Genomic DNA, 24,269 nt, shown 5'->3' on the forward strand with positions numbered 1-24,269 from the left:
GGCACGCTGGCAGGCTCCGTTTACGCCTTAATCACACTGATGGCCCCCCCGGATTCCAGCACCGCGAACTTCACCTGGGACACGTCCTGAATGCCGGAAGCGCGCAGCGACTGCTCCAGGATCGCTGGGGACACGCGGGCTTTGCGCATCACCTGCTCGCGCATCACCCCGCGCTCGACCAGGACCACGGGCTCATTGTCGAACACGCCCTGGGCCGCTCTGGACCGGGCACTCCAGGTGGACACCAGGAACTGCAGGCCCACCAGGAGCAGCAGACTGAGGCCCGATTCCACCACGCTCTTGCCCAGAATGGCGCTCGCCACCAGGGAACCGGCCGCCACGTTGGTGAGGAAGTCGTAACTCGTAAAATTCGCGAACGTCCGGGCCCCGAAGGTGCGGGCCAGAAGGAGCACGTACGCAAACAGCAGCACGGTGCTCAGAACGATGCGGACGAGGAGTTGCACGCGCCAGCCGCCCTCAGGTGTGAGCAGGTCTGACAGGGCGCTGAGGATGACGTCCATGCGTCCATCTTGACCCAAGGTGATGATGCCGGGACTCCGGCACTTTTGTCGGGCGTGCTCCCCCTCCTGAATGGGCGTGCCGTTCATTCAAAGGCAACGGTATCCCTGCCGCCACCCGGAAGAGGAGTTCACAGAAGACCAGTGCAGGTCTGACGACATTCAGCGGGCGTCGAAGAGCGTGTCCCAGGTCACTAAGGCCGCACCGCGCCTCGAGCACCGTGTCGTGGGCATCGGCCGCATTCAGATTGGATGGATGGCAGGAGGCGTTCCTTCCGTGTCCCTGAGGCCAAAGGACCACCTGCGCGATCACATGGCGCCCAGCCTCGCCATCTGCCCGCAGTTGAATGGTCCGTTCAACCCGTTGTCAGTTCCCAGAGGAAAGGTCACGGATGAGGCCGTTCATCTCGGCAATCTCTCGCTTCTGTGTTTCGATGATGCCGTCCGCCAGAGCGCGAACGCGCGGATCACTCAACTGGGCCCGCTCGCTGGTCAGGATGGCGATGGAATGGTGAGGAGTCATCGCCCGCATCCACGCCACGTCCCCCACCAATGCCTGTGAGCGGACCAGTCCGAGCCCGGTCAAAAACACCACGGCACTCCCGACCAGAATGGCGGTGTTCTTCGCGCGGTCCTGATACATGTTCCGCATGAACAGCCACATGATCACGGCCATGGCTGCCGAGGACATCATCGTCATGTACACGCGGGTCCAACTGAACTGCACATGGTCGATCTGGTAGGTGTTGAAGTACATCACCACGTACATCACCAGGGCGGACGCGAGGATCATCGCGACGAAGCGCCGGTAAGGGGTATGGGGTGATGAGGCCTTGGTCTCGTGCGTGGGGGAACCGTCGGAGGGTGTCATGCACAATATTGAACTTTCCCCTCTTTATCCCGATGAACTGGTTCTTTCGTGTTTGTTCGCAGGGCCACCTGCGTGCAGGGAGGTGTCTGGAACCGGATCGTCCCCGCCTTCCGCTCAGGCACGAGAACCACGCGCCTCCCGCGACCCAGGTGGCCCGTCGCGGCTGGCTGTGGCTCCTTCCCTTCACCCTCGCCACCCCCCTGATCTCCGCGCTCGCCCCGGCACCCTGAAGGAGGGCGGCGTGGACGGCCTGAACTCCCGGGTCCCAGTGCGTGCACCCTCCGCCTGAATTCCACGGCTCTCCGTCGTCCACGCCCCCTGGCTCGCAGGGGCGCGGACGACGGGTTCACCACGGCGGTCGTTTGTTCAGTGCGCTTTGAGCCAGCCCTGGAAGTCCTGCATCTCACCCGCCTGCGCCGTCACGATGCGCCTGGCGAGGTCCAGGACGAACGCGTCCTGCGTGCGTTGCAGGGCCAGGTTGGCTTTCTCGTTGGCGGCCGCGTGATGCGGGATCATCCCTTCCAGGAAGGTGCGCTCCGGCGTGCTGGACGCGCGGATCATGTCCGGCATGTCCATCATGCGGTTCATCTGCATCATGCGCGTCATCATCTGGTTCGGGCCACCGTACGCGCGCAGCCGGGCCTGCATCTCGGCGATCTCACGGGCCTGGTCCGCGATGATCTGCGTCGCCCAGGCGCGCACCTGGGTGTCCTGCGTGCGTTCCAGGACGGCGCGGCTGCTGTCGATTGCCCCCTGGTGGTGCGGAATCATCATGGACATGAACGCACGCTCGAAAGACCTCCCGCTCAGCCGGGCGAGGTCGTTCATCATCGGCATCATCATGGCGCGCATGTCCAGTTGCATCTGCAGGCCCATCCGCGACAGGCCCGGCACGGAAGCCGACGGCGTCATGGGCTGGGTCATGTGCGTCATGCCGGGCATGCCCGTGCCCCCCATCCCGCCAGCCTGGGCGGGTCCCAGGGAGAGCAGGGCCGCGGTGAGCAGCGCGCGCCTCATGCGCTCACGCTTGCGAGCAGGGCCTGACACGCCTGCTCGCAGCGGCGGCAGCTTTCTGCACACACCGCGCAGTGCGCCATGTCCATCTCCTGCGCGTGCCGCTCACATTCCTCGGCGCAGGCCTGACAGGCGCGCAGGCAGGCGGCGAGCTGGGCGCGCATGACCTGCGCGTCCCCCTGGCCGGTCGCGGCGAGGACCTGCATCGTTGCCCGGCACACAGCCGCGCACTGCGTGTTGAGGGTGATGCAGTGCGTGAGGTGGTGCAGGTGCTCGCCTTCGTTCAGGCACGCGTCGGCGCACAGGGCGCAGGTCGCCTCGCATTCCAGGCAGGCCTGCAGGCAGGCGGCGAGCTGGTCCACGGTGGCGGGGTTGGTCTGCGGGTGGGTGCGGAGCATGCGGGTGAGGGTGTCCATGGGGCCTCCAGGGTGGGGAAGGTGCCGTGACCACCGTGGTCACGTGGCACTCCCGGCAAAGAGAGACCTTCACCCTGACGGGCGCATGTTCAGCTTCTGTAAAGCGCGCAGCGCCTGAAGGAACGCTGAAGGGCGCTCCTGAGCCGGCGCAGCGGGCGAAGAGATGGGCGGTCAGGGCGAGCGTCAGCAGGGGAGACAGGTCATGCGCGCTCCTCGCTGCGGGGAAGGAGGACGCCCCCAGACGGGAGGACCAGCACCCGGTCGATGGGGGCGCTATCCAGGTACACGACCTCGAGCAACCGGCCGTTCACCACGGTCTGGGAGGTCACCATCGGGAATTCCCTGGGCGCTTCGAGGACGGACGACGATTCCAGCCACTGAATGACCGGGTCACTGCCATGGCACCGCTGAAGGTGCGCTCCATGTGGCGGCCACTTGCATTCCCCGTGGTGGACGGGCAATCCTGAAGTAGGAGGCCGCCATGACCCACTTGCTCCGCGACCTGCTCACCGACCCTGAACTCCTCCAGCACACCCTGGAACCCCGGCCCACCGTCGAACGCGAAACGCAGGAATGGTGCCCGGAGTGCGAGCAGTACGTCCCGGAGCTGATCTACGGCTTCTGCCTGCCCTGCCTTGAGGGGCGGGATCCGGAAGACGCACCCGCCTGAACTAAGAAGCCGTCGGCGCCCAGTTCCTTGCACGCTGCCGCTGGTGCTGGAGGAGGTGAGGCGCCTGTCCGACCTCGTGCACTGCAGCACGGTGCCCGTGATCATCAACGGCCGGGACGTCACCACGCACCCCGACACCGTCCGCACGTGGACGCACGTCACGGACGAGGCATGGATTCAGGCCAAGGAGCACGGGCCCCTGAAGGTCTACAACATGGGCACGCTCGTCGCCGAACTCAGCTCGTACCGCGCGGGCTGCTCGGGGGTCGTGGTGACGAAACCCGGGCACGCCCTGGCACTCAACATGGCCCGGAACGACATCCTGGACGCCGAGGACGGCCTGCGGCGCCGCCTGAAGCGACTCCTCAAGGAAATCGGGCAGGAACGCACCCGGTCCGCCACGCGCCTCAGCGAGTCCGACCTGCGGCGCTTCACGGCCGACGTCGCCACCCTGAACGCCGACTTCGAGCAGTACCAGAAACTCCGGCTGTTCACCGACGCCGCCGGGAAGAACCTGCCCATCGGCAGGCTCATCACCAGCCTGCAGGAGACCGGGGTGCTGACCCTGCACAGCGCCGAGCACGCCAGCCTCAGCCGCCGGGCCATGGACAACCGCCTGGCAACGGTGCTGGACGTCCGCACGCTCGAACGCTGGAACGTCGATTCACTCGACGAACTCGTGGGGGTCCTGACGCGGTACAGCGAGCACGCCTGGAACTTCCGCGTGAGTGGCGCCTACGGGCACGCCCAGGCGCTCAAGGCGGCGCGCGTCGAACCGGACCTGACGAAGGCCGTGCCGCAGTTGCGCGGGTTCTACGCCCTTAGCCCCGAGGTGAAGGGGTACCCGCGGGCGGTGATGGTGGGCCTGCGCGAGATCGGCCGGGACGTGCAGATGACCGCCTGGCGGTACCGCAAGGAGCAGGACGGCCCGGCGCCGGGCCTGGGGCGGCCGTTTACGGAGCGGCGCGTGAAGGCCGGGCAGAGTGACCTGGCGGACGTGTGGACGGACGGGGAGAAGAACGTCGTGGTGCACGAGTCGCGCCTGGAGGGCGTGAAGACCGTCCGGGACGTGGAGCGGCTGGTGCTGGACGTGCTGCAGGTGGTCCTGCCCGGGGGGAGCACGATGGTGGGCGCGCCGGACGACACGGCCGCCGAGACTCTCGTGCGGTTCCTGGAGGCGGAGCCGCGCGTGACGGAGTGGACGCTGCGGGTCGTGCGGGCCCTGGTGGGCGAGGCGCAGCGCCTGAACGTCAAGGTCCCGCACCGCCTGCTGCACCTGCTGGGCACCGCGGAAGGCGTCGAGGATCAGGCGGAACGGGTCGCGGTCGTCAACTAAAGATGAGGGGGAAGGGGCTCGCCCCTTCCCCCTCATGTCGTTGACCTCTGGTCCGGTCGTTCACGAGTCAGGCACAGGGCTGGGGCGCACCCATCCCCGGAGACGCAGCTCCATGGAAGAGGGTTGCTCGACCGTCCGGAGCTCTGTGACGTTCAGGGCCCCGGTTTCCACCTGTACGGCCAGGGCGCGGAGGGCCTCGGCCACCTCCGCCCGCTCACTGGCGGTGATGGCCGAGGCCCACCCGCGCACCGTGACCTGCCCGCGTGCGCGCATCAGGTCCTCCAGTTCAGGCAGGAACTCCCCGAGGATCACGGCACTGTACCCGCGCACCCCGTCCATACAGTTCGCCCAGTCGCGAAGAACGGCCAGGCCTTCGTCGTTCTCGTAGTCGACGATGCCGGTCGGCAGGCTGTACCGGCGCAACTGGGCCAGCAGCCGGCCCTGCAGTTCGTCGAGCATTGCCAGACCGCCAGGCTCGTCGTCCGCCGAGTCGCGTTCATTCTGAAGGTCCAGCAGCAGGGCCACGGAGAGCACGGCTTCATCTGAGGTACGCGTGGTCTGCTCCCCGATCCGGCCGATCAGGTGGTAGCCCATGCGAATCATCCACCCCAGGTACTGCCGACCGGTCTGCCGGTCACGTTCGACGGGGTCGTCAAGTTCCACGCCACTCGGACTGCCGTAGGTGAGGTGCACGTACTCCGGCCAGACGCGGTGGGGTGGCGGTTCAGGTGGCTCGAACGACAGGTTCGTGCGGGTGATCATCCCTGAACACTAGGGCATCGCCCGGGCACGCGGCGCCACACTTCGCTCTGCCTGAGCAGCTGGACGACGGGCCTTGACGCGCCAGGGATGAGGTCCTCAGCTCCGGGCTCTTTCCCTCCCCCCGCGAGAGTCGCGGGGGGCTTTTGCCGTCATGCACTTCGATCTCGGACTTCCGCCGGCCGTGCACGCCCACACGGCCCTGATCCTCTACACCGACCCCACCGGCACCGAAGGCCTCGTCATGGAACACGCCCTGCGCGAAGAGCACGGTCACCCAGTCATGGCTGAGGGCCGCAACGTCTCCCAGGGCACCATCGACGCGATCCTCCGCCTCAACGCCCTCCAGACCCTCACGTTCATCCCCGACGGCGTTGTCGCCGTGGGCACCAATGCGCTGGCCTGGGTCAGTCCCCCCCGTGAGCGGCGTCTGCTGTTCCAGGGTGCCATGGACGCGGCCGTCGCGGAACTCGACGGGCAGGTGTTCCCGCAGCCCCGGCTGCTGTTCATCGCCCGGGGCGCGTCCCTGTTCATCTACGCCCTCACCGGGGACGGGCGGCCCGGGCCGGACACCCCGCTGAGCCTGGCGCCGTATTACAACGTGTTCGCCAGCAACCTGGTGTGCAACGGCAGCATGCAGCGCCCCAAGCGGCTGGACGTCGACTCCATTCCCGAGTGGGAGGACGCGTTCTTCTACTCGAACTTCGTCAAACCCGCCGATCAGCGCAAACGCCACGCCTTCCCGGGCACCGTGCGGGAACTGTGGGACGCCGCGAAGGCCGCGGGGCAGTTCCGGGACGAGTGGCTGGTCCCGGCCGGCACGACCCTGAAGGTGGCGCTTGGGGGCGGGCAATGACCCGCAGGAAGGAGAAGGCTCCGGAGAGCGCACTTCCCTCCCGTGAGCACGTGCTGCCCGCCGACTACCTGACCCGGGGTCCGCTGCGGGTCGCCCTGGTCGGGGTGGGGGGCACGGGGAGTGAGGTCATGACCGGCCTCACCCACCTGCACCTGGCCCTGCGCGCCCTGGACTACCCAGGCCTGCAGGTGGTCGCGTTCGACGACGACACCGTCAGCCCCGCCAACCTCGTCCGGCAGCGGTACCACCCCGCCGACCTGGGGCGGAACAAGGCTGAGGTGCTCGTCACCCGCGTGAACCTCGCCTGCAACCTCGCGTGGACAGCCATCCCACAGAAGTTCAGCGGGGACCGCGCCCGGCAGCCGTGGGACCTGGTGATCAGCTGCGTCGACTCCCGCGCCGCCCGCAGGAGCCTGCACGCCGCGGCGTTCGGGAAGGGCCTGTACACGTGGCGGTACTGGCTGGACTGCGGGAACGACCTCACCACCGGGCAGGTCGTGCTCGGCACGCCACGGCAGGCCGGGAAGGAGTTGAAGCGGGCCTTGCCGTGCGCGACGGAGCTGCACCCGGAGCTGATGGACACGGCCCTGCCGGAGGACGACACGCCCAGCTGCTCGGCGATCGAGGCGCTGAGCCGCCAGGACCTGTTCGTGGGCCGGATGGTGGCCACGCACGCCCTGGACCTGCTGTGGCAGCTGTTCCGGCACGGGTCGGTGGCGCACCACGCCAGGTACTTCGAGTTGCGCAGCGCCGCGCTCGCCAGCCGGCCGTGCCCCAGCGCGGAACCCGCGCGCCGGAAGAGGGGGCCGGCGTGATCCTGAACCGGTTGGCCCGGGAGCACTTCCCGCACCTGCCGCCCAGTGAAGGGCGGGCGGCGGTGATCCGCCTGCTGGACGCGCTGGACCGGGACACGCTCGCGGCCGCCCGGGTCGAGCGGCACCACGGCACCGGAAGGTCGCCCATCCGGGAATCGGGCGGGGTCGCGGCGCGGTCGGGGTGACCCTCACGCGGGGCGTGGCCGGGCGGCGTGATCAAGAATCTGCCCCTGTCCACCCCCGCCGCCCGGTACGCCGATCAGGTGCGCGCCCTGTACGGCGCGGCGGCCGCGAGTGTCACCGTGCGCCATGTGGGGTCCCGGGTGAGCCTGCTCGTGCAGGACGCCCGCGGTGACGTGCTGAGCCCGGACGACGACGCGCCGTGGGCGGACCTGATGGCCCTGCTGGACGACACCCTGGACGCCGGCCTGGTCGGCACCCTGGACCTTGCTGGAGTCGCGGTCCCCGCGGAGGAAGCGTGGGTGCCGGCAATGTCCACAGCGGTCGCCAGCATCGCCCTGCCCTGGTGAACGACCACAGCGTGATCACAGTGACTGAAATGAGCCGGCCCAGGACGAGGGGCCTGCGCTCTAAGTGGTGGCGGGGCGCATGTCCGCCGCCATCTGTGAGGTGGACGTGATCCAATGGGTGTGAAGCGTATCGCCCGTTCCCACTCACTCCCGCCGCCTGGAGGTCCCGTGCTGCCCCGCGTGCTCCCACTTCTTTCCCTCCTCGTGACCCTGTCCACGGCCTTGGCGGGCGGTGGAGGTGAGGCACCGACCGTCACCCTGAACAATCCCAGTTGCCACCCGGTGATCGGCACGGTCACCTTCCGCACGGCAACAGACCCGGCCGCCTCCCGGCGTCTCGCCCAGCTATTCGCCCAAGACCAGGCAGACCGGGCCGTTCAACCCATCGACTGGTCCAAGGTGGCTCCGGCCGACCAGGCCCGGCGCAGCGAGACGCTGCAGCTCCTCAATGGCGGGCGGCTCAGCCAGGGTGAGGACTTCTACCACGCCGCGTTCCTCTTCCAGCATGGGGACTGCCCGCAGCACTACGAGCTGGCGAACCTGCTCGCACAACAGGCGATGCGACGCGGGTACCCGGCCGCCGGGTGGCTGTATGCCGCGACGTTCGACCGCTGGATGCTCAGTCTGGGCCGACCTCAGAAGTACGGCACGCAATACGTGACTGAACCGGAAGGCTGCGTTGTGAAGCTGGCGCCGTACGACCCGGCAACCACCGACGCGGAACGCACCCGGTACGGTGCGCCGACGCTGGCCGTGGCCCTCCGGCAGGCGGACAAACTCAGTGCACTTTGCAATGCCAGGCAATCAAATTGACCCTGACTTCGAGGGAGATTGACGATTGGGACCGGGGCTGAGGGTGATTCTGGCATCCCTGCTCGGCCTGGCCAGCCTCTGGCGGGCCTGGAGACTCGCGTCGTCAGCGGCCGCGAACTTCCAGGCGGACAACCCGGCCCCCGGCTGGCGAGACAGTGTCCTCGCCCTGGGTCAGCTGAGCATCGCGGGTGGAGTCCTCTGGAATGCAGTGCGGAACAGGCCATGAGCACCTCCCAGCGAAACGTGCAGGACGTCAAGGGGGTGACATGAGACCCTCGTACTTGTGGATGGCGGTGCTCGTCCTCGTGGCTGTCCTCGGGCTGGCAGACGTCACCCGATCGTCTCCGCAGCGGGAGAACGACGAGACGAAGGCCACGGTCGACACGTTCCTGAACAGCGTCATCGCCAACGATCTGAACGCCCTCGCACAGGCCACAGGCACCGCCTCCACCAACGCCCTTCAGGAAACCTGGGGGGCGGCGACCGCTGGAAACATCAGGCAACGCACCGCGGCCAAAGCGAACCGCCCAGAGGATTACCGCTGGGAAATTCTGCCCCGGCCAGAGAACCGCGTGCACCTCGATCTGTGGATGAAAAACCACGAGGCGATCGCCGCAAAAGCCAACGAGTTCATGGGCTTCATCTTCGATGAGGACGGCACCCTCCTGACCCCGGAAGACCAGATACCACTTAGAGTGCCTAACAAAACCGTTGGTGCTGCTTGAACGTGATGAGGCAGCAGGCCAACTGCGTGAACGCCAGGTGGATGTCCGCCCGCACCTCGTACCGCACCCGAAGCCGACGGAAGCGGCTGAACCATGCCAGTGTCCGCTCCACCACCCAGCGGTGCCGTCCCAACCGCTCACTCGACTCTCGACCCCGGCGTGCAATTCGCACTTTGATCCCACGTTTGTGGCATGCCCGGCGGCACCGGGGAATGTCGTACGCCTTGTCCGCATGAAGCCTCTCTGGGCGGGTGCGAGGATGCCCACGCCGCCCATTGTGGATGGGCGGCACCGCGTCCAGCAGCGCTTCGAACAGCATGCTGTCATGCCGATTCGCTGGCGAGATCAGCACCGCCAGCGGCGTCCCGCGGCCATCGACGATCACATGACGTTTGCTGCCTGGCCGGCCGCGATCCGTGGGGTTCGGGCCGGTCTGGGCCCCCCCCGGGCGGCGGGGATGCTCGTGCTGTCCACACACGCCCGTGACCAGTCGAGGTGATCCGCCTGCGCCATCCGGTCAAGGAGCACCTGGTGCAGGCGGGTGAAGACACCCGCCGCGTGCCAGTCCCGCAGCCGTCGCCAGCAGGTCATGCCGCTGCCATACCCGAGCTCACGGGGGAGGTGTTCCCAGCCGATGCCGGTCTTGAGCAAGTAGAGGATGCCTTCCAGTGCGGCTCGGTCAGGCACCCGGGGTCGGCCGCCTCTGGGTCTGGGTGTTTCGGGTGGGAGCAGTGGCTGAATCAGCTGCCACAACTCGTCGCTGACCAGGGAGGTGGCCATGCCTCACCTTGCGCCCCCAACCTGAGGTTTTGATAGGCGCTCTTATGCCCGAAGCAGACGCACTGCACCTCGCCGGGCAAGACCCCACCATTCACCCCCTGCACTACCGCGTCCCGCTGCACCTGATCCGCATGAACGGCCGACTGATCGTGGACCCGAATGACCCCGGCACGTTGGCCGTCCTGACCTTGGTCCGCCGGGGCACATTGACCGCGGAACACGACCGGTACGAGGTGAAATAAGCCCGGGCCGATGGGCCCTTCTCCTTCCCTTCTGGCCTCCAGAGTCACACCGCTGCCATGCCCCTTAAGACCTTGCCTCCCGACCCGTGTCCGCGAGCTGATGAACCACGGCCCGACCGATGCTGTGCTTACCGGCCGCTGGTCGCGAGTCACGCGGCGACCATCTGCCACTCGATACCCCAAACCACGCATGGCACCAGCGATCCCCTGGCCTACACTGCCACGTCATGACCTTGTCCCTCCCGTCTGCTTCCGAGCTCGCGCAGTGGAGCCTGACCTGCCAGCGTCCTTCTCCGTGGGTGTCCACCAGTGACCGGTTGACAAACCTCACCGACGAACATGCCTTCGACCTGCAACTGGCCACCGACAAGGGAATCGCCGCTCAGCGGGCAGAGCACTTCGACCTGGGCATTGCGCCAGACCGGTGGTTGAACCGCTGGGTGAAGGTGCACGACGATCTGAACGCCATGCTGAGCATCCGGTTCAAGGGCATGGACGTCACGCAACCCTTCGTGGACGTCAGCGTCACCACTCGTCCCCTGACGAGCAACGATTTCGCGGCGCTCCGTGAAGTGGCGAGCCGCGAGTACGGTCCTTTTCAGGCCCTGCGCTTGCGCTTCTGGAGCCCCGCGGACATGAATGAGTTTCCGGAAGTGGCGCCTGATCTCCGCGCCCTGGCCGCGCCCCTCAGCGAGCTGCGGAATCAACCTGTGCCGGAAGGCCTCACGCTGAGCCCCACGCCGGATGACCGTCATTACGTTCAGGCGCAGGCGGCGTACGGGGTGGTGGATGCCCAGCACCCGGCACACGGGGCTCAGGCCAGTCTGATCAGCCGCGAGGACCTGCAGGACGGCATCGAAGCGGGCACGATGTTCGACGTGATGTGGAACGGTGACTGGAGCGGCTACGCAGGGACGCTGCCCGGAACGAACCACGGGTTCCTCACGCAGACCGTGCAAGAACTCGTTCTTGCCCCGCACGCCCGCGGTCAGGGGTTGGGGCCTTTTCTGTCCGTCCTGCTCGCTCACCACCTCCCGGATGACGGAAGCGTCCTGTACGGCACCATTCACGGGGAGAACACCGGGGCCAGGCAAGCGGCCCTGACCGCAGGACGGGTCGATTTCGGTGGATGGAACTGGCTCCCCATGGGTTGAGTGCCTGGAGAGGTCCGAGAGGAACCAGGGAAGGATCCGCACGCCAGATTCACCAGGTCCTTCGATTCTCCCAGGAGGAAGATGACGCAGACACCCAAAGGCAAGACCAGCACTCTTCCCGCAGACACTGACATGTCCCGCACTGACGGCGCCCAAGGCACAGACCTCTGGGGCCCAGCTCCGACCCGCGGGGGCGCCATCGTCCTGAAGGACGGCGCCGTGGCCCTGATTGAACGTCAGGTCGACGGGATGGTGAAGTACGTGGTTCCAGGCGGGAAGGTCGAGGCAGGAGAGGACGTCCGGGAGACCGCGCGGCGCGAGATCCTCGAAGAAACAGGCCTGGAGGTCTCGATCGGCCGTCTTGTAGCCACCGTGCAGTTCGGGGTCAACGTGCAGCAGTACTTCAGTGCCGACGTGACGGGGGGCGCCTGGGGCTCGGGGCAGGGACAGGAGGTGCTGGGCCTCGGTGATCCAGCCGACGGGACCTACGCCGCCGTGTGGGTCCCGGTTTCCCGGTTGCGCGGCCTTGACGTGCGTCCGCGTGATCTGGTCGCGTCTCTCGCCCGCCCCGGGCCGCAGGAGACCACCTGGCTGCCTCACCTGGACGTCTTTACAGAGTCTTAACAAAGCTTGAATAGGGTGCTGGACGATGCGCTGCACCCTGATCCTGACGCTCTGCGCCCTGCTCTCCCTGGCCTCCGCCGCCACCGTGAAGGTCAAGTCCGGTGACACGCTGTACGGGCTGGCCAAACAGCACGGCACCACCCTGCAGGCCCTCGTGGCCGCCAACCGCGGCCTGGATCCCCAACGGCCCCTGCAAGTGGGCCAACTGCTGCAACTCCCCGCGAAAGGCAGTGCCCGTGCCGGCTCCACCCCGGTCGTCCGCGCCGCGTCCATTCGCGTGAACGCTGTCATGCCCGTCCAGGGGCGCCTGACCAGCCCGTACAGCAGCGCCCATCAGGGCCTGGATCTCGCCGCGCCGGTCGGCACGCCCATCCGGGCTGCCCTGGCCGGACGTGTCGTCGAATCCCGCTTCGACGGCCGCACCGGTTGGGGCTGGACGGTCCGCCTGGACCACGGGGGCGGCCTGACCACCCGCTACAGCCACAACAGCGCCAACCTCGTCCGTGTCGGCCAGACCGTGACGGCCGGGACCGTCATCGCCCGCGTCGGCAGCACCGGGAACAGCACCGGTCCGCACCTGCACTACACGGTGATGCAGGGCGGCCGCGTCATCAATCCCAGCAGCATTCACTGAGCTCGTTCCGCCAGGATCACCCCCAGTGTCTTGAAGCGGGGCGCCTCCGGGCCGGGATGGCCGGAGGCGCCCTGGGCTGGCGATCAGTCGGGGCGCAGGGCCGCGGCGAGGCTGCCCAGCAGCTCCTCGGCGCGCTCGTACCCGGGCCGCAGGTACACCATCGCCAGGGTCGTCCAGTCCTGCACGGCCGCGACCTCCAGGTCACCGTCGTGCTGTTTCAGGTGCGGGTACAGGCCGTACTCGACGTAACAGCCGTACTCGGCCGCGACGTCTTCCAGGCGCCGGGTGTTCTCGTCGGTCCAGGTGAGCAGGTACGGCAGCGCGAAGGCGGGTTTCCCGCAGCTGCCACCCATGCCGATCAGGGGCAGGCCGGCGACCTGCTGCGCGTCCGCGCGGAGCGCCGTGCGTTCCAGGAAGGCGAGGCGGTCCCGCCCGAGGTCCTTGCGGGGGAGTTTCTGAGCGGCGATCCAGGGGCCAACGGTGAGTTTGGGCATGTGAGGTGTCCTTGAAGGTCAGGCGGGGCGGGGGGTGAGGGGGGCAGATGGAGCGGGCCGCGCGGCCGGCACGGGGGGCCGGAAGCCACGCAGTCTCAGGGCGTTGCTCAGCACGAACACGCTGCTCAGGCCCATGGCGGCCGCGGCCAGCACCGGGGAGAGCAGCCACCCGAACGCAGGGTAGAGGAGACCGGCGGCCACGGGAATCAGGACGATGTTGTAGGCGAACGCCCAGAACAGGTTGAAGCGGATGTTGCTCAGGGTGGTGCGGCTCAGGGCCACGGCGTTGGGCACGCCGCGCAGGTCGCCACTCATCAGGATCACATCGGCGGTCTCCACGGCGACGTCCGTGCCGGTGCCGATCGCGAGCCCCACATCCGCCTGCGCGAGTGCCGGGGCGTCGTTGATGCCGTCGCCCACGAACGCCACCTTCTGTCCCTTGGCCTGCAGCGCCGTGACCGACTCACTCTTGCCGCTGGGGAGCACCTCCGCGAGCACCTCGTCGATGCCCAGCTGCCGGGCGATGGCCTGCGCGGTGCGGGCATTGTCCCCGGTGATCATGGCGACCTTCAGCCCCATGCGGTGCAGCGCCTGAACCGCCTCGGGGCTGCCGTCCTTGATCGGGTCGGCCACCGCGATGATCCCGGCCAGCTGCCCGTCCACGGCGGCGTACAGCGGACTCTTGCCCTCATCGCCCAGCCGCTCGGCCTGCGCGGCGAACGCCTCCACGTTCAACCCCAGCTTCGTCATGTACCGGTCGGCGCCCACCTGCACGAGCCGGCCGTCCACCCGCGCTTCCAGGCCGAACCCGGGAACGGCTTCGAAGTGCTCCGGGGTGGGGAGATTCAGGCCTTCCCGGCGCGCCGCGTCGACGATGGCCCGGGCGATGGGGTGCTCACTCTGCTCTTCGGCGGCCGCGACCAGGTGCAGCACCTCGGTGCGGTCAAACCGGCCGGCCGTGATCAGGTCGGTCAGTTCCGGCTTGCCTTTGGTCAGCGTGCCGGTCTTGTCCACCGCGACCACCTGCACGCCCTGCAGCCCCTCCAGGGCGGCGCCGCTGCGGAACAGCACGCCCAGCTCGGCGGCCTTGCCGGTGCCGACCATGATGCTGGTGGGGGTCGCCAGGCCCATCGCGCAGGGGCAGGCGATGATCAGCACCGCCACCATGTTCACCAGCGCGAAGCTCATGGCCTGCGGTCCGCCGAACAGCATCCAGATCAGGAAGGTCAGGGCGGCGATGACCAGCACGACCGGCACGAACACGGCGACGACCTTGTCCGCGAGGCCCTGGATGGGCGGCTTGCTGCCCTGCGCGGTCTCGACGAGTTTGATGATCTGGGCGAGAGCGGTGTCCGCGCCGACCTTGGTGGCCCGGAACTGGAACGCGCCGTTCTGGTTGATGGTGCCGCCGACGACGGGGGCGCCGGTCTGCTTGGCGACGGGAATGGGTTCGCCGGTGATCATGCTCTCGTCCACGAACGAGGCGCCGCTGATCACCTCGCCGTCCACCGGGATCTTCTCACCCGGGCGGACGCTGATCAGGTCGCCGATCAGCACCTCGTCGGCCGGCAGTTCGAGTTCCTGCCCGCCGCGGACCACCCGGGCGGTTTTCGCCTGCAGGGAGAGCAGCTTCTTCATGGCCTCGCTGCTGCGTCCCTTGGCGATGGCCTCGAAGTACTTGCCGAGCAGGATCAGCGTGATCACCACGGCCGACGCCTCGTAGTACACGTGCGCGGTGCCGTCCGGGAACAGGCCGGGGGCGAGCGTGACGAGCAGGCTGTAGAAGAACGCGGCCGAGGTGCCGATCATGACCAGCGAGTTCATGTCCGGGCTGCGGTGCTTCATGGCGGCCCAGCCCAGGCGGTAGAAGCGCCGCCCCGGTCCGAACTGCACGGGCGCGGCCAGCAGCAGCATGATCCAGTTCAGGGTGCCCTGGCTCACGCGGTCCATCAGCCACATGTGGGCCGGCATGTACAGCATGGGCACCATGGCGAGCAGCAGCAGCGGCACGGCGAACACCGCGCTGAACGTCACGGCGCGCCTGAGTTCCGCGATTTCCTTCTGGCGCGCCTCGCGTTCCAGGTCGCTGCGGTCCAGCCCGGCGCCGGAGTCGAGCACCTCGTACCCGGCGTCCCGCACGGCCGCCTTGAGCTGGCCCACGGTCACGCTGCCCGGGAGGTACCGGACGCTGGCGCGCTCGGTGGCGAGGTTCACGCTGGCACCCAGCACGCCGTCCACCTTGTTCAGGGCGCGCTCGACCCGGCCCACGCAGGCCGCGCAGGTCATGCCCTGCACGCTGAGTTCCGTTTCGGCGGTGCGGGCCTCGTACCCGGTGTCCTGCACCCTGGCGATCAGGGCCTCGGGGCCGGTCACGGCCGGGTCGAAGGTCACGCTGGCGCGCTCGGTGGCGAGGTTCACGCTGGCACCCAGCACGCCGTCCACCTTTTTGAGGCCGCGTTCGACCCGGCCCACGCAGGCGGCGCAGGTCATGCCTCCGACATCGAGTTCGATGGTCTTCGTCATCTCCATCCTCCAGTCCCCCCGGGGGGGATACGACCGAAGCATAGATCGCCACTTCCCGAAAATCAAGCCTCTGACGCTCCTTCCTTGTGATTGGTCCTCCGCGGCGTTGACAGTCCCCCGGGGGTGGATTAGACTCAAGGCATGAAAACGGAACTGAACATCACCGGCATGAGCTGCGGTCACTGCGTCAAAGCGGTCGAAAGCGCCCTCAAGAGCGTCCCCGGCGTCGAACAGGTCACCGTGGACCTCCCGGGCGGGAAGGCCACTGTGGAAGGCGACGCCCGCCCCGAGGCGATGATCACCGCCATCGCCGAGGAAGGCTACACCGCCGAAGTCCGCGCCTGATGACCCCTCCGGCCGCCCCCCACTGCCACGCTGAAGGCAAGCTCTGCATGCCCGAAGACGCCCGCAAACGCGCCGCGCACCGCCTGAAAATCGCGCGCGGGCACCTCGAGAGCATCATCGGCATGCTCGACAAGGACGACGCCTACTGCGTGGATGTGCTCCGGCAGATCAAGGCCGTGCAGGGCGCCCTGTCCGGCGCCGGGGAAGTGGTGCTGCGCGGCCACCTTGAAGCCCACGTCGCCACCGCCGCCCAGCGGGGAGACAGCGTGGAAATCGTCGAGGAGCTCATGGAAGCCCTCAAGTACACCTGAGCTTGGAGGCACGGGGGAGGGGGGCCGCGCGGTTCGCTGCGCGGCCCCCCCTCCCTGCATGCGGCGCTTTACAGGAGCTTAACAAGGCCCGCATACCGTGACGCAATGTCTGACACCCGAACCTTCCTTCTGACCGCCGCCCTCCTGTTCCTCACCACGCCCGCCGTCGCGCAGGGCGGTCACGGCATGGATCACGGCGGCATGAACATGAGCCAGATGCCCGCCATGGACCTGAGCGGCATGAAAAAACTCCAGGGCAAGGCCTTCGACCGCGCGTTCATGAGCGCGATGATCCCCCACCACCAGGCGGCCGTGGACATGGCCAGGGCCGTACTGCCCGTCAGCAAGGACGCCACCGTGAAAGCCTGGGCGACCGCGGTGATCAAGGACCAGAACCGCGAGATCAACCTGATGACCGCGTGGCTCAAAGCGAACGGCGGAACGGACGCCGCCATGGCGAAGATGATGGCCGGCAGCATGCAGGGCATGGCCAGCATGGTCAAGTCGTCCAAGACGCCGGACATCGCCTTCGTGCAGGGGATGGTGCCTCACCACGCGTCCGCGGTGGAGATGGCCAGCCTCGCGCTGCAGAAGGGCAGTCACGCGACCGTCCTGAAGCTCGCCCGGGACATCGTCAAGGCGCAGGCGCAGGAAATGTACGACTACCGCCTCTGGCTCCTCAAGCGCGGCCAGTAACCCACCCGAGTCAGGTACCTGATTCCCTGCCGGCCCGCCCCTTTACAGAAGCTGAACAGTTCACCGCTAGCGTGAAGCCATGAGCAGAGTCCCCCTGGCGCTCGTCCTGACCCTCACCGGCCTCGTCTCCCTCGGCGCCGCGCAGCAGGCCGCGCCCACACCCGCCCAACTCACCGGCCTGAGCGCTCGTCAGGCCCTGGCGAAAGCGAACGAATGGCGCGGCGCCGGCGGCGTGCAGAGCTTCGTGACCAGCGAAGCGGTCATGTTCAAGTTCCCGGGCGGGCAGCAAAAGGCCGTCGCGCTCCCCGCCGGTCAGATGGTGATCGCCATCGCGCCGTACGTGAACCGCACCCACCCCTGCAAGACGCACTACATGTCCGGCTGCCAGGGGGAGCTGGTGAACACGCCCGTCGCCGTCATCGTGAAGAACCAGGCCGGGAAGACCGTGCTGAACAGGACCGTGAAGACCATGGCGAACGGGTTCCTGGAACTGTGGCTTGACCGGGACCAGACCTACCAGGTGACGCTCCGGGCCTCCGGGAAGACGACGACCGGCATGCTCAGCACGCAGGCCGGGAGCGACACCTGCGTCACCACCCTGAAACTGCAGTAACCCTTCAAGCCGAGGCCGCCGCCCTTTCCCGGGACGGCGGCCCTGCTGTCTCACCTCCCTGTCGGCCGGAGGCGGGCGCGGTTGAGCAGCAGGGCGTTGATGGTCACGATCAGGGTGCTGGCACTCATCAGCAGGGCCGCCCATTCCGGGCGCAGCAGGAGCCCCAGACTGGGGTACAGAACGCCGGCAGCCACGGGGATGGCCAGCAGGTTGTAGATGGCCGCCCAGAAGAGGTTCTGCTTGATCTTGACCTGCACCTGCCGGGCCAGGCGGATGCTGGTCGGCACGGTCGCCGGATCACTGTTCATCAGCACCAGATCGGCAGTTTCCACCGCGACGTCAGTGCCCGCGCCGATGGCGATCCCCACCTCTGCCTGGGCCAGGGCGGGCGCGTCGTTCACGCCGTCCCCGACCATGGCGACCGTGCGGCCCTGAGCCTGAAGATCCTGCACCTTCGCGGCTTTTTCTTCAGGCAGCACGTCGGCGAGCACGGCGTCCATGCCGATCTGCCGGGCCACGGCCTCCGCGGTCTTGCGGTTGTCCCCGGTGAGCATCACGGTCTGGATGTTCAGGTGATGCAGGTGCTGCACGGCCTGCCTCGCGGACTCCCGGATCCGGTCCGCGACCGCGACCACGCCCAGGAAGCGTCCGTCTGCCGCGACGTACATGGCGGTCTTGCCATCCGCGGAGAGTTCCTCCACCAGGGTGGCGACCTCAGCGGTGGCGACCCCTTCCCGGGTCATCAGTTTGGCATTCCCGATCAGGACGGCCCGGCCGTCCACCCTGGCCTGCACGCCGTGCCCGGGAACCGAGTCGAAGTCCTGTGCCTCCGACAGGACCAGGCCCCGCTCCCGGGCGCCCCGCACGATGGCCTCCGCCAGCGGGTGCTGCGACGGCAGATCCGCGGAGGCCGCCAAACGCAGCAGGTCATGTTCCGTAACCCCCTGGGCAGGCAGCACGTCCGTCAGGGCAGGTTTTCCTTCGGTGAGCGTGCCGGTCTTGTCGAAGACCACCGTGTTCACCCCGGCCGTGGCTTCCAGGGCGGTGGCGTTCTTGAACAGCACGCCTTCTTTCGCGCCGCGACCCACGCCCACGGTGATGGCCGTGGGCGTGGCGAGCGCCAGGGCGTCCGGACAGGCGATCACAATGGCGGACACGGCGACCGTCAGCGCAAAGATGACGTTCTGCCCGGCGAGCGTCCACACCAGGAAGGCCAGCAGGCCACTGCCCAGCGCGACGAACACCAGGTACTTCCCGGCCGTGTCCGCGAGGCGCTGCGCGGGCGCCTTGCTGGCCTGGGCGTTTTGCACCATCTGCACGATGCGCGACAGGGCCGTGTCCGCCCCGACCGCGGTCGCCCGGAACTGAAACGCGCCCGTCTGATTCACGGTCCCGCCCGTGACGGTCGAGCCGGCCGCCTTGCTCACCGGCACCGGCTCCCCGGTGATCATGCTCTCGTCCACGTACGAGGCGCCGCTGATGACCTCGCCGTCCACCGGCAGTCGGTCCCCGGGCCGGATGGCAATCACGTCCCCGGCCACCACCTGCTCCACCGGGAGTTCCGTTTCCTCACCATTTCTCACGACGCGGGCGGTCGCGGGCGCCAACTTCAGCAGCGCTTCCACGGCCCGGCCCGTGGCGAAGCGGGACCGCATTTCCATCCAGTGCCCCAGCAAGGAAAGGGTGGTGAGCATCGCCGCTGCCTCGAAGAACACGTCCTGACTGTTCAGTGCCAGGGTGGCCCACACGGAGTACGTGTACGAGACCAGGATGCCCAGAGCGATCAGGGTCATCATGTTCGCCTCGCCGCGCCTCAGGGCCCTCCACGCCGCAGAAATGAACGGCCACCCCCCCCACCACACGACCGGCGTGGCGAGCAGCAGACCGAACCAGTTCATGCCCAGACCGAACGGCGGCATGGCCGTGAAGCCGATGGCTTCGCCGATCGGGGAGTACAGCACGATAGGGAGGGTCACGATCAGGGACACGACGAACCGCCGCAGCATGTCGTTCACCATCGCCTCGCCGTGCTCCGCGTGCTCGTCATGACCGGCGTGCGCGTCGTGACCTGCGTCCTGACCAGGACCGCCAGGTTTCTGATGCGCACGGTGGTTCCCGCCATCAGAATGCGCGGCTGCGTGCGGGTGGACGGCCGCGGGCCCGGCGTGCTGGTGGTGACCGTGGGCTCCGCCGGGTTGGCCCGGCTGACCAGGCTGGCTCGGCGAAGGGGGGGAGTCCTGGCAGGTGCAGGTGTACCCCGCTTTTTCGATCTGCGCGCGCAGGGCGGCTTGATCCGTGCGTTTCAGGTCGTACCCCAGGTGGGCCACGCTCAGGGTGCGGTCCAGGTGCACGCTCAGCACGCCGGGGAGGGTCTGGAGGAACTGTTCCGCTCCCGCAAGGTCGGTGCCGCCGTGACAGTTTTTCAGGACGACTTCCAGCACGGCGTCGGAATGGTGCGGGTGGGGACTGACAACAGGATGCTCATGTGGATGGTGGGTCATGCGGGCCTCCTGAGCCGCAACGTAAAGCAGGCGTGTTCAGCTTCCATAAAACCAGCCGGCAACCCTCTACTGGAGACCGTCACGCGCTGTCCCTGGAGTGGTCAAGGGCGCCGGTGGCCAAGGTCGCCGGCAGGAAGGGGGCACGGCCCCGCCGAGCGGGGCAGCCGGGGGACGGAGGACCGGGTTCGCCGGCGCCGTCCGGATGGCGGCCCTCGGCCCGGCGGGGCCGCATGTGCTCCAGGTGGGCCCTTGTCCTCCCTGCGCAGCCGTGAAACCCAGTGGGCCTCATCCCGCCAGACCACGGAGGCAGCGAAAGGCGGCAGGCGCTGGTCGGCGCACGGCCGGGCATGATATTGGCGCTCGGCTTGGTGGTGAGCGCTGGCCGGCACGCCGGGCGCAGGAGGGCCCCCGCGCCTACGCCGACTGTGGCGGTGCCGGAGCGGGGGTCACGCTGTGCGGGGCCAGTGTGTACAGGGGGAGCGTGAAGGAAAAGGTGCTGCCGCGGTCCAAGTCCGATGTGGCCGCCATCTGCCCGCCCATGGCTTCTACCAGACCCCGGGCGATGGTGAGGCCCACGCCGCTGCCGCCCTCGATGCGGGAGCGCGCCGGGTCCGCGCGGTAGAACCGCTCGAAGATCCGCGTCAGGTGTTCGGGGGCAATGCCGGTCCCGGTGTCCTGCACCGCGACGTTCAGGACGCGCTCATGGGCCTCGGCGCGCACCCGGACCTGCCCGCCGGCCGGGGTGTGCCTCAGGGCGTTGGCGAGCAGGTTCGTCAACACCTGCATGACCCGCTCCTCGTCCGCGTGAATCGCAGGAAGCTGGGAGGCCGTCACGTGAAGGGCCACGCCTTTTTCCTCGAAGGACGTGCGGAAGCGCTCCTGCAACGCGCGGATGAGGTCTGACGGATTCAGGGTTTCCAGATGGAGGTCCACCCGGCCCGCCTCGACGCGGGACACCAGGCTGAGGTCCCGCACCAGCCGGTCCATGGCCCCCACTTCCCGCGCGATGGCGTGGGCAGCGCGGTCCGGGGTGATCAGGCCGTCCTCCATCGCGTCCGCGTATCCGCGCAGGGCGGCCAGTGGTGCGCGGAGCTCGTGGGCCACGTTCCCGATGAGTTCCACGCGGCCCTGCTCCACCCGGCTCAGCGCGCCGGCCAGGACGTTCAGGTTGTGCGCGAGGTCCGCGAGTTCATCCTTCCCCGTTTCAGGCAGGCGAAGGGCGTACCGGCCCTGCGCCAGGGCCCGGCTGCCCTCGTCAAGCCGCTGCACGCTGCGGCCCAGTCCGCGGGACATCCACCAGGCGGTGAGCAGGGCCACCCCGCCAGCCAGCGGGAGCGAGGCGAGCAGGGCGCGGTTGAGGGTGGTGCGCAGTCCGGCCTCCAGGTCGCTGCGCAGTTCACGATGGGTGCTCCCCACCATCCCGGTCATGGTCACGGCCATGCGGTCCACGTGCTCCCGGTAAAAGCTCGGCGCGAGCAGCTCCGCGGCTGCGAACATCCCGCCCACCGCCAGCAGGATGACCAGCAGGTTGGACAGCAGGAGGCGCGGGAAGAAGCGCATCCCTCAGGCCTCCCGGAAGCGGTACCCGACGCCGCGGACCGTCTCGATGTACCGGGGGGTATCACTGGTGTCCCCGAGTTTCTTCCTCAGGTTGGTGATGTGCACGTCCACCACGCGTTCCGTGCCGGGGAAATCCAGCCCCCACACGCGTTCGAGGAGACGTTCGCGGGACCAGGCCATCCCGGCGTGCTGGGCCAGGGCGCTGAGCAGAGTGAATTCCAGTTTCGACAGGTCCAGCGGCTCGCCCTGGATGGTGACCTGGTGCCCGCGCAGATCCACGCGCAGGTCACCGATGCGGATGTCGTCCTGCACGCCTATGCGCCTGAGCAGCGCCCGGACGCGGGCCGCCACCTCACGCGGACTGAACGGCTTGACCACATAGTCGTCGACGCCGAAGTCCAGACCGTGCAGTTTGTCCTCCTCCTCGCCCCGGGCGGTCAGCATCAGAATCGGCAGAGTCAGACCAGCTGCGCGGGCTTCCTGGGTGAGCTCCACGCCGCTGGCACCCGGGAGCATCCAGTCGAGCACCGCCACATCCGCCCGGGGCAGCAGAAGCCGCGCCGCCGTTCCGTCACCGGCTTCCAGAACCGTCTGCTTGTCCGCTCGCAGGTAAGCCCCCAGGATCTCCAGGATCGCGGGATCGTCATCGACAATCAGGACAGTGGGCACGTGCGCCTCTCCCTCAGCAGCCTTGGTCAGGAGGGCACCCTGGACCCGGGGGGGTGCCCTCATGGAGGTCCAGTCCCTACCGGACCGTGTTCAAGAACTGCTGGAACGCGTAGATCTCATCCGTCTGCGCGGTGATGATGTCCCGACCGAGTTTCTGCATCACAGGGTTCGTGGTCTGCATCAGCAGGTGGGTGGCCATCATGACCGCCATGCCGTGATGAGGAATCATCTCCTGCACGAAGGCCACGTCCGGGTTCGTGGACCGGGGGCCGGAGGCGGGCATCATGCCCTCCATGGTCATCATGCCGGCATCCATCCCGGTCGCGGGACCGCCGAGCCCCTTGAGCAGGCCCTGCATCTGGGTGATCTCCCGCTGCTGCTCGGCGACGATGGCCGTCGCCCAGGCCTTGACCTGCGGGTCACGGGTCGTCTTCAGGATGGCCCGACTCATCCGGATGGCGGACTCGTGGTGCGGGATCATCATGGTCAGGAAGGTCCGGTCGGTCATGGCGTGCATCATCTGCATCCCGGCCATCCCTGGCATCGCCCCGCTGCCCATCATGGGCGGCTGCCCGCCCCCACCCATCACGGCCATCATCCCACCTGGCGTGCTGGCGATCTGTGCGACGCCCAGGGTGCCCAGCAGGGCGGTGAAGGCGACTGCAGCGAACATTCTTGTCATAACATCACCTCGCTGCCCTCACGCTACGCGCCGGGTGTTCAGTTCCTGTAAAGGCCCGTGTCCTCACGGCCTCCCGAGAAGGTTCAGCGCCTTGACGTGTGCGGGCGCTGATTTATCCCCATCGGGACAGCCTGCTGTTGAGCAAGCTTCAGGTCCCCTGAGCGAACCTGGATGGATCAGAGCGCCCTGGGGTGAACACTGAACCATGCACGGGATCACCGCTCTGATCAGCCTGCTCGGCGCCGGAACAGCGTCCGCCCTGCCCGCCGCGGTCACCCTGGAGAACATCCGGCACGAACAGCAGGGACCGGACAACTGCGGCCCGGTGACCGCCCTGACCATCCTGGGCTACCACGGCACCCGCGTCACTCAGGCGCAGGCGGTGAGCGCCCTGAAGGACTCGCCGCGGGACCCGCAGGTGACCAGCCTGGAACTCGCGGCGTACTTCGGCCAGTACGGGCTGCGCAGCATGATCCGGTCCGCCGGCACCCCCGAGCTGATCCGCTCCCTGGTCGCCCGCGGGCTCCCGGTGGTGGTGCAGCAGCGCCTGCACGCCCGCAGCAACGTCGCCCACTTCCGCACGGTGTACGGGTACCGGAATGGCCGTTTCCTGACCAGCGACCCCCTGCGCGGGCCGGCCCTGTGGCTGACGGAAGCGGAATTCAGGCACCTGTGGCACTACTACAACGGCGAGTACCTGATCGCCTACCCGGCCAGTCGGCAGGCGGAGGTGTACGCCGTGCTGGGCGGCGACGTGCGCGCCGCGACCAACTGGCAGCGCCTCAAGGCGCTCGCCACCCGGAATGCCAGCGCCCAGCCGAACGACCCGTACCACTGGTGGGGTCTGGGCAAGGCCAACCTGAGACTCGGAAACGTCAAGGCCGCCACTGAGAACTTCGACCGTGCCGTGGCGCTGGGCGTGCCCACCCTGTACTTCCTGTACCGTCAGGAGGCCTTCGAGGCCTGGACGCAGGCCGGGCACCACGACAAGACCCTGAAGTACGCCTCCCGGGCGCTGAAGATCGACCCGAACAGCAAGGAACTGCGGAAGTTCATCAGCCTGGCCCGGCGGTCACAGGAGGGGCGCTGAGGTGGCGGCACTGCCGGGACCACACCGC

At 68.1% G+C, this 24,269-nt stretch carries 30 protein-coding genes; 17 read left to right on the top strand and 13 right to left on the bottom strand.

The window, feature by feature from the left end; all coding sequences use genetic code 11:
- Positions 1-20: 20 nt before the first annotated feature.
- The 5 genes from DFI_RS15765 to DFI_RS20985 all read right to left on the bottom strand — a co-directional run bounded on the left by DFI_RS15765 (position 21) and on the right by DFI_RS20985 (position 3,151).
- Positions 21-521, bottom strand: a complete 501-nt coding sequence (locus DFI_RS15765) for a DUF421 domain-containing protein (RefSeq protein WP_027464289.1) — start codon at positions 519-521, stop codon at positions 21-23.
- A gap of 364 nt (positions 522-885) precedes the next feature.
- The gene (locus DFI_RS15770) at positions 886-1,389 is read right to left on the bottom strand and encodes a DUF305 domain-containing protein (RefSeq protein WP_051308342.1); all 504 of its coding nucleotides are present in this window, start codon (positions 1,387-1,389) and stop codon (positions 886-888) included.
- Between the two features lie 366 nt (positions 1,390-1,755).
- Positions 1,756-2,406 carry a DUF305 domain-containing protein gene (locus DFI_RS15775; RefSeq protein WP_027464291.1) on the bottom strand — a complete coding sequence of 217 codons (651 nt, stop codon included), beginning with the start codon at positions 2,404-2,406 and terminating at the stop codon, positions 1,756-1,758.
- Entirely contained in the window at positions 2,403-2,819 is a 417-nt protein-coding gene (locus DFI_RS15780; protein ID WP_027464292.1) for a four-helix bundle copper-binding protein, read from the bottom strand. The genes DFI_RS15775 and DFI_RS15780 overlap by 4 nt, the downstream gene beginning before the upstream one ends.
- A 200-nt stretch (positions 2,820-3,019) precedes the next feature.
- Complete coding sequence (locus DFI_RS20985; RefSeq protein ID WP_276345305.1) at positions 3,020-3,151, bottom strand: hypothetical protein; 132 nt, start codon at positions 3,149-3,151, stop codon at positions 3,020-3,022.
- Between the two features lie 149 nt (positions 3,152-3,300).
- On the opposite strand from DFI_RS20985, the gene DFI_RS15785 reads away from it, so the two are divergent.
- A complete protein-coding gene (locus DFI_RS15785) occupies positions 3,301-3,489 on the top strand; it encodes a hypothetical protein (RefSeq protein WP_027464293.1) in 189 nt (62 codons plus the stop codon).
- Positions 3,490-3,544: 55 nt separating this feature from the next.
- On the top strand, positions 3,545-4,825 hold the full coding sequence (locus DFI_RS15790; RefSeq protein ID WP_155864615.1) for a hypothetical protein: 1,281 nt from the start codon (positions 3,545-3,547) through the stop codon (positions 4,823-4,825).
- 60 nt (positions 4,826-4,885) lie between these two features.
- On the opposite strand, the gene DFI_RS15795 is transcribed toward DFI_RS15790, so the two are convergent.
- Positions 4,886-5,587, bottom strand: a complete 702-nt coding sequence (locus tag DFI_RS15795) for a hypothetical protein (RefSeq protein WP_027464295.1) — start codon at positions 5,585-5,587, stop codon at positions 4,886-4,888.
- A gap of 151 nt (positions 5,588-5,738) precedes the next feature.
- On the opposite strand from DFI_RS15795, the gene DFI_RS15800 reads away from it, so the two are divergent.
- From DFI_RS15800 to DFI_RS15825, 6 genes are all read left to right on the top strand, one after another.
- Positions 5,739-6,440, top strand: a complete 702-nt coding sequence (locus DFI_RS15800) for a hypothetical protein (protein WP_027464296.1) — start codon at positions 5,739-5,741, stop codon at positions 6,438-6,440.
- The gene (locus DFI_RS15805; RefSeq protein ID WP_081426036.1) at positions 6,437-7,255 is read left to right on the top strand and encodes a PRTRC system ThiF family protein; all 819 of its coding nucleotides are present in this window, start codon (positions 6,437-6,439) and stop codon (positions 7,253-7,255) included. Before DFI_RS15800 ends, DFI_RS15805 begins: the two co-directional genes overlap by 4 nt.
- The gene (locus tag DFI_RS15810; RefSeq protein ID WP_118376002.1) at positions 7,252-7,440 is read left to right on the top strand and encodes a hypothetical protein; all 189 of its coding nucleotides are present in this window, start codon (positions 7,252-7,254) and stop codon (positions 7,438-7,440) included. The genes DFI_RS15805 and DFI_RS15810 overlap by 4 nt, the downstream gene beginning before the upstream one ends.
- A 27-nt stretch (positions 7,441-7,467) precedes the next feature.
- Positions 7,468-7,785 carry a hypothetical protein gene (locus DFI_RS15815; protein WP_027464298.1) on the top strand — a complete coding sequence of 106 codons (318 nt, stop codon included), beginning with the start codon at positions 7,468-7,470 and terminating at the stop codon, positions 7,783-7,785.
- 168 nt (positions 7,786-7,953) lie between these two features.
- Positions 7,954-8,598, top strand: coding sequence for a hypothetical protein (locus tag DFI_RS15820; protein ID WP_155864616.1), 645 nt, complete (start codon positions 7,954-7,956; stop codon positions 8,596-8,598).
- 266 nt (positions 8,599-8,864) lie between these two features.
- Positions 8,865-9,323, top strand: a complete 459-nt coding sequence (locus tag DFI_RS15825; protein ID WP_155864617.1) for a hypothetical protein — start codon at positions 8,865-8,867, stop codon at positions 9,321-9,323.
- Here DFI_RS15825 and DFI_RS15830 read toward each other — a convergent pair.
- A protein-coding gene (locus DFI_RS15830) for an IS5 family transposase (protein WP_118375838.1) occupies positions 9,298-10,103 on the bottom strand; the annotation gives its coding sequence in 2 pieces (ribosomal slippage) (positions 9,298-9,761 and positions 9,761-10,103; 807 coding nt in all). The two genes, DFI_RS15825 and DFI_RS15830, sit on opposite strands and share 26 nt — an antisense overlap.
- 44 nt (positions 10,104-10,147) lie before the next feature.
- On the opposite strand from DFI_RS15830, the gene DFI_RS15835 reads away from it, so the two are divergent.
- The 4 genes from DFI_RS15835 (at position 10,148) to DFI_RS15850 (ending at position 12,757) form a co-directional block, all read left to right on the top strand.
- Positions 10,148-10,345 (top strand): hypothetical protein, encoded by a 198-nt coding sequence (locus DFI_RS15835; RefSeq protein WP_027464313.1) that lies wholly within the window; start codon positions 10,148-10,150, stop codon positions 10,343-10,345.
- A gap of 227 nt (positions 10,346-10,572) precedes the next feature.
- A complete protein-coding gene (locus tag DFI_RS15840) occupies positions 10,573-11,499 on the top strand; it encodes a hypothetical protein (RefSeq protein ID WP_155864619.1) in 927 nt (308 codons plus the stop codon).
- A gap of 81 nt (positions 11,500-11,580) precedes the next feature.
- Complete coding sequence (locus DFI_RS15845) at positions 11,581-12,123, top strand: NUDIX domain-containing protein (RefSeq protein WP_081426037.1); 543 nt, start codon at positions 11,581-11,583, stop codon at positions 12,121-12,123.
- A gap of 25 nt (positions 12,124-12,148) precedes the next feature.
- Complete coding sequence (locus tag DFI_RS15850; protein ID WP_043779741.1) at positions 12,149-12,757, top strand: M23 family metallopeptidase; 609 nt, start codon at positions 12,149-12,151, stop codon at positions 12,755-12,757.
- Positions 12,758-12,840: 83 nt separating this feature from the next.
- Here DFI_RS15850 and DFI_RS15855 read toward each other — a convergent pair whose 3' ends face one another.
- Together DFI_RS15855 and DFI_RS15860 are read right to left on the bottom strand one after the other, a co-directional pair.
- Entirely contained in the window at positions 12,841-13,251 is a 411-nt protein-coding gene (locus tag DFI_RS15855; protein WP_022802571.1) for a hypothetical protein, read from the bottom strand.
- An 18-nt stretch (positions 13,252-13,269) separates the two neighbouring features.
- Positions 13,270-15,774, bottom strand: coding sequence for a heavy metal translocating P-type ATPase (locus DFI_RS15860; protein ID WP_027464310.1), 2,505 nt, complete (start codon positions 15,772-15,774; stop codon positions 13,270-13,272).
- 141 nt (positions 15,775-15,915) lie between these two features.
- Between DFI_RS15860 and DFI_RS15865 the strand changes: the two genes are divergently transcribed.
- The 4 genes from DFI_RS15865 (at position 15,916) to DFI_RS15880 (ending at position 17,739) form a co-directional block, all read left to right on the top strand.
- Positions 15,916-16,119 carry a CopZ family metallochaperone gene (locus tag DFI_RS15865; protein ID WP_022802569.1) on the top strand — a complete coding sequence of 68 codons (204 nt, stop codon included), beginning with the start codon at positions 15,916-15,918 and terminating at the stop codon, positions 16,117-16,119.
- Positions 16,120-16,166: 47 nt separating this feature from the next.
- On the top strand, positions 16,167-16,430 hold the full coding sequence (locus DFI_RS15870; RefSeq protein WP_027464309.1) for a metal-sensitive transcriptional regulator: 264 nt from the start codon (positions 16,167-16,169) through the stop codon (positions 16,428-16,430).
- 105 nt (positions 16,431-16,535) lie between these two features.
- Positions 16,536-17,126, top strand: a complete 591-nt coding sequence (locus DFI_RS15875) for a DUF305 domain-containing protein (protein WP_027464308.1) — start codon at positions 16,536-16,538, stop codon at positions 17,124-17,126.
- 79 nt (positions 17,127-17,205) lie between these two features.
- Entirely contained in the window at positions 17,206-17,739 is a 534-nt protein-coding gene (locus tag DFI_RS15880) for a CueP family metal-binding protein (protein WP_027464307.1), read from the top strand.
- Positions 17,740-17,789: 50 nt separating this feature from the next.
- Here DFI_RS15880 and DFI_RS15885 read toward each other — a convergent pair whose 3' ends face one another.
- The 4 genes from DFI_RS15885 to DFI_RS15900 all read right to left on the bottom strand — a co-directional run bounded on the left by DFI_RS15885 (position 17,790) and on the right by DFI_RS15900 (position 23,142).
- Positions 17,790-20,240 carry a heavy metal translocating P-type ATPase gene (locus DFI_RS15885; RefSeq protein ID WP_027464306.1) on the bottom strand — a complete coding sequence of 817 codons (2,451 nt, stop codon included), beginning with the start codon at positions 20,238-20,240 and terminating at the stop codon, positions 17,790-17,792.
- Positions 20,241-20,654: 414 nt separating this feature from the next.
- A complete protein-coding gene (locus tag DFI_RS15890) occupies positions 20,655-21,800 on the bottom strand; it encodes a sensor histidine kinase (protein ID WP_051308349.1) in 1,146 nt (381 codons plus the stop codon).
- Between the two features lie 3 nt (positions 21,801-21,803).
- Positions 21,804-22,469 carry a winged helix-turn-helix domain-containing protein gene (locus DFI_RS15895; protein ID WP_027464305.1) on the bottom strand — a complete coding sequence of 222 codons (666 nt, stop codon included), beginning with the start codon at positions 22,467-22,469 and terminating at the stop codon, positions 21,804-21,806.
- Positions 22,470-22,545: 76 nt separating this feature from the next.
- Positions 22,546-23,142, bottom strand: a complete 597-nt coding sequence (locus DFI_RS15900; protein ID WP_244940376.1) for a DUF305 domain-containing protein — start codon at positions 23,140-23,142, stop codon at positions 22,546-22,548.
- A gap of 214 nt (positions 23,143-23,356) precedes the next feature.
- On the opposite strand from DFI_RS15900, the gene DFI_RS15905 reads away from it, so the two are divergent.
- Complete coding sequence (locus tag DFI_RS15905; protein WP_027464303.1) at positions 23,357-24,241, top strand: C39 family peptidase; 885 nt, start codon at positions 23,357-23,359, stop codon at positions 24,239-24,241.
- The last annotated feature ends 28 nt before the right edge of the window (positions 24,242-24,269 follow it).

Source organism: Deinococcus ficus (assembly GCF_003444775.1).
GTDB classification, from domain to species: Bacteria; Deinococcota; Deinococci; order Deinococcales; family Deinococcaceae; genus Deinococcus; species Deinococcus ficus.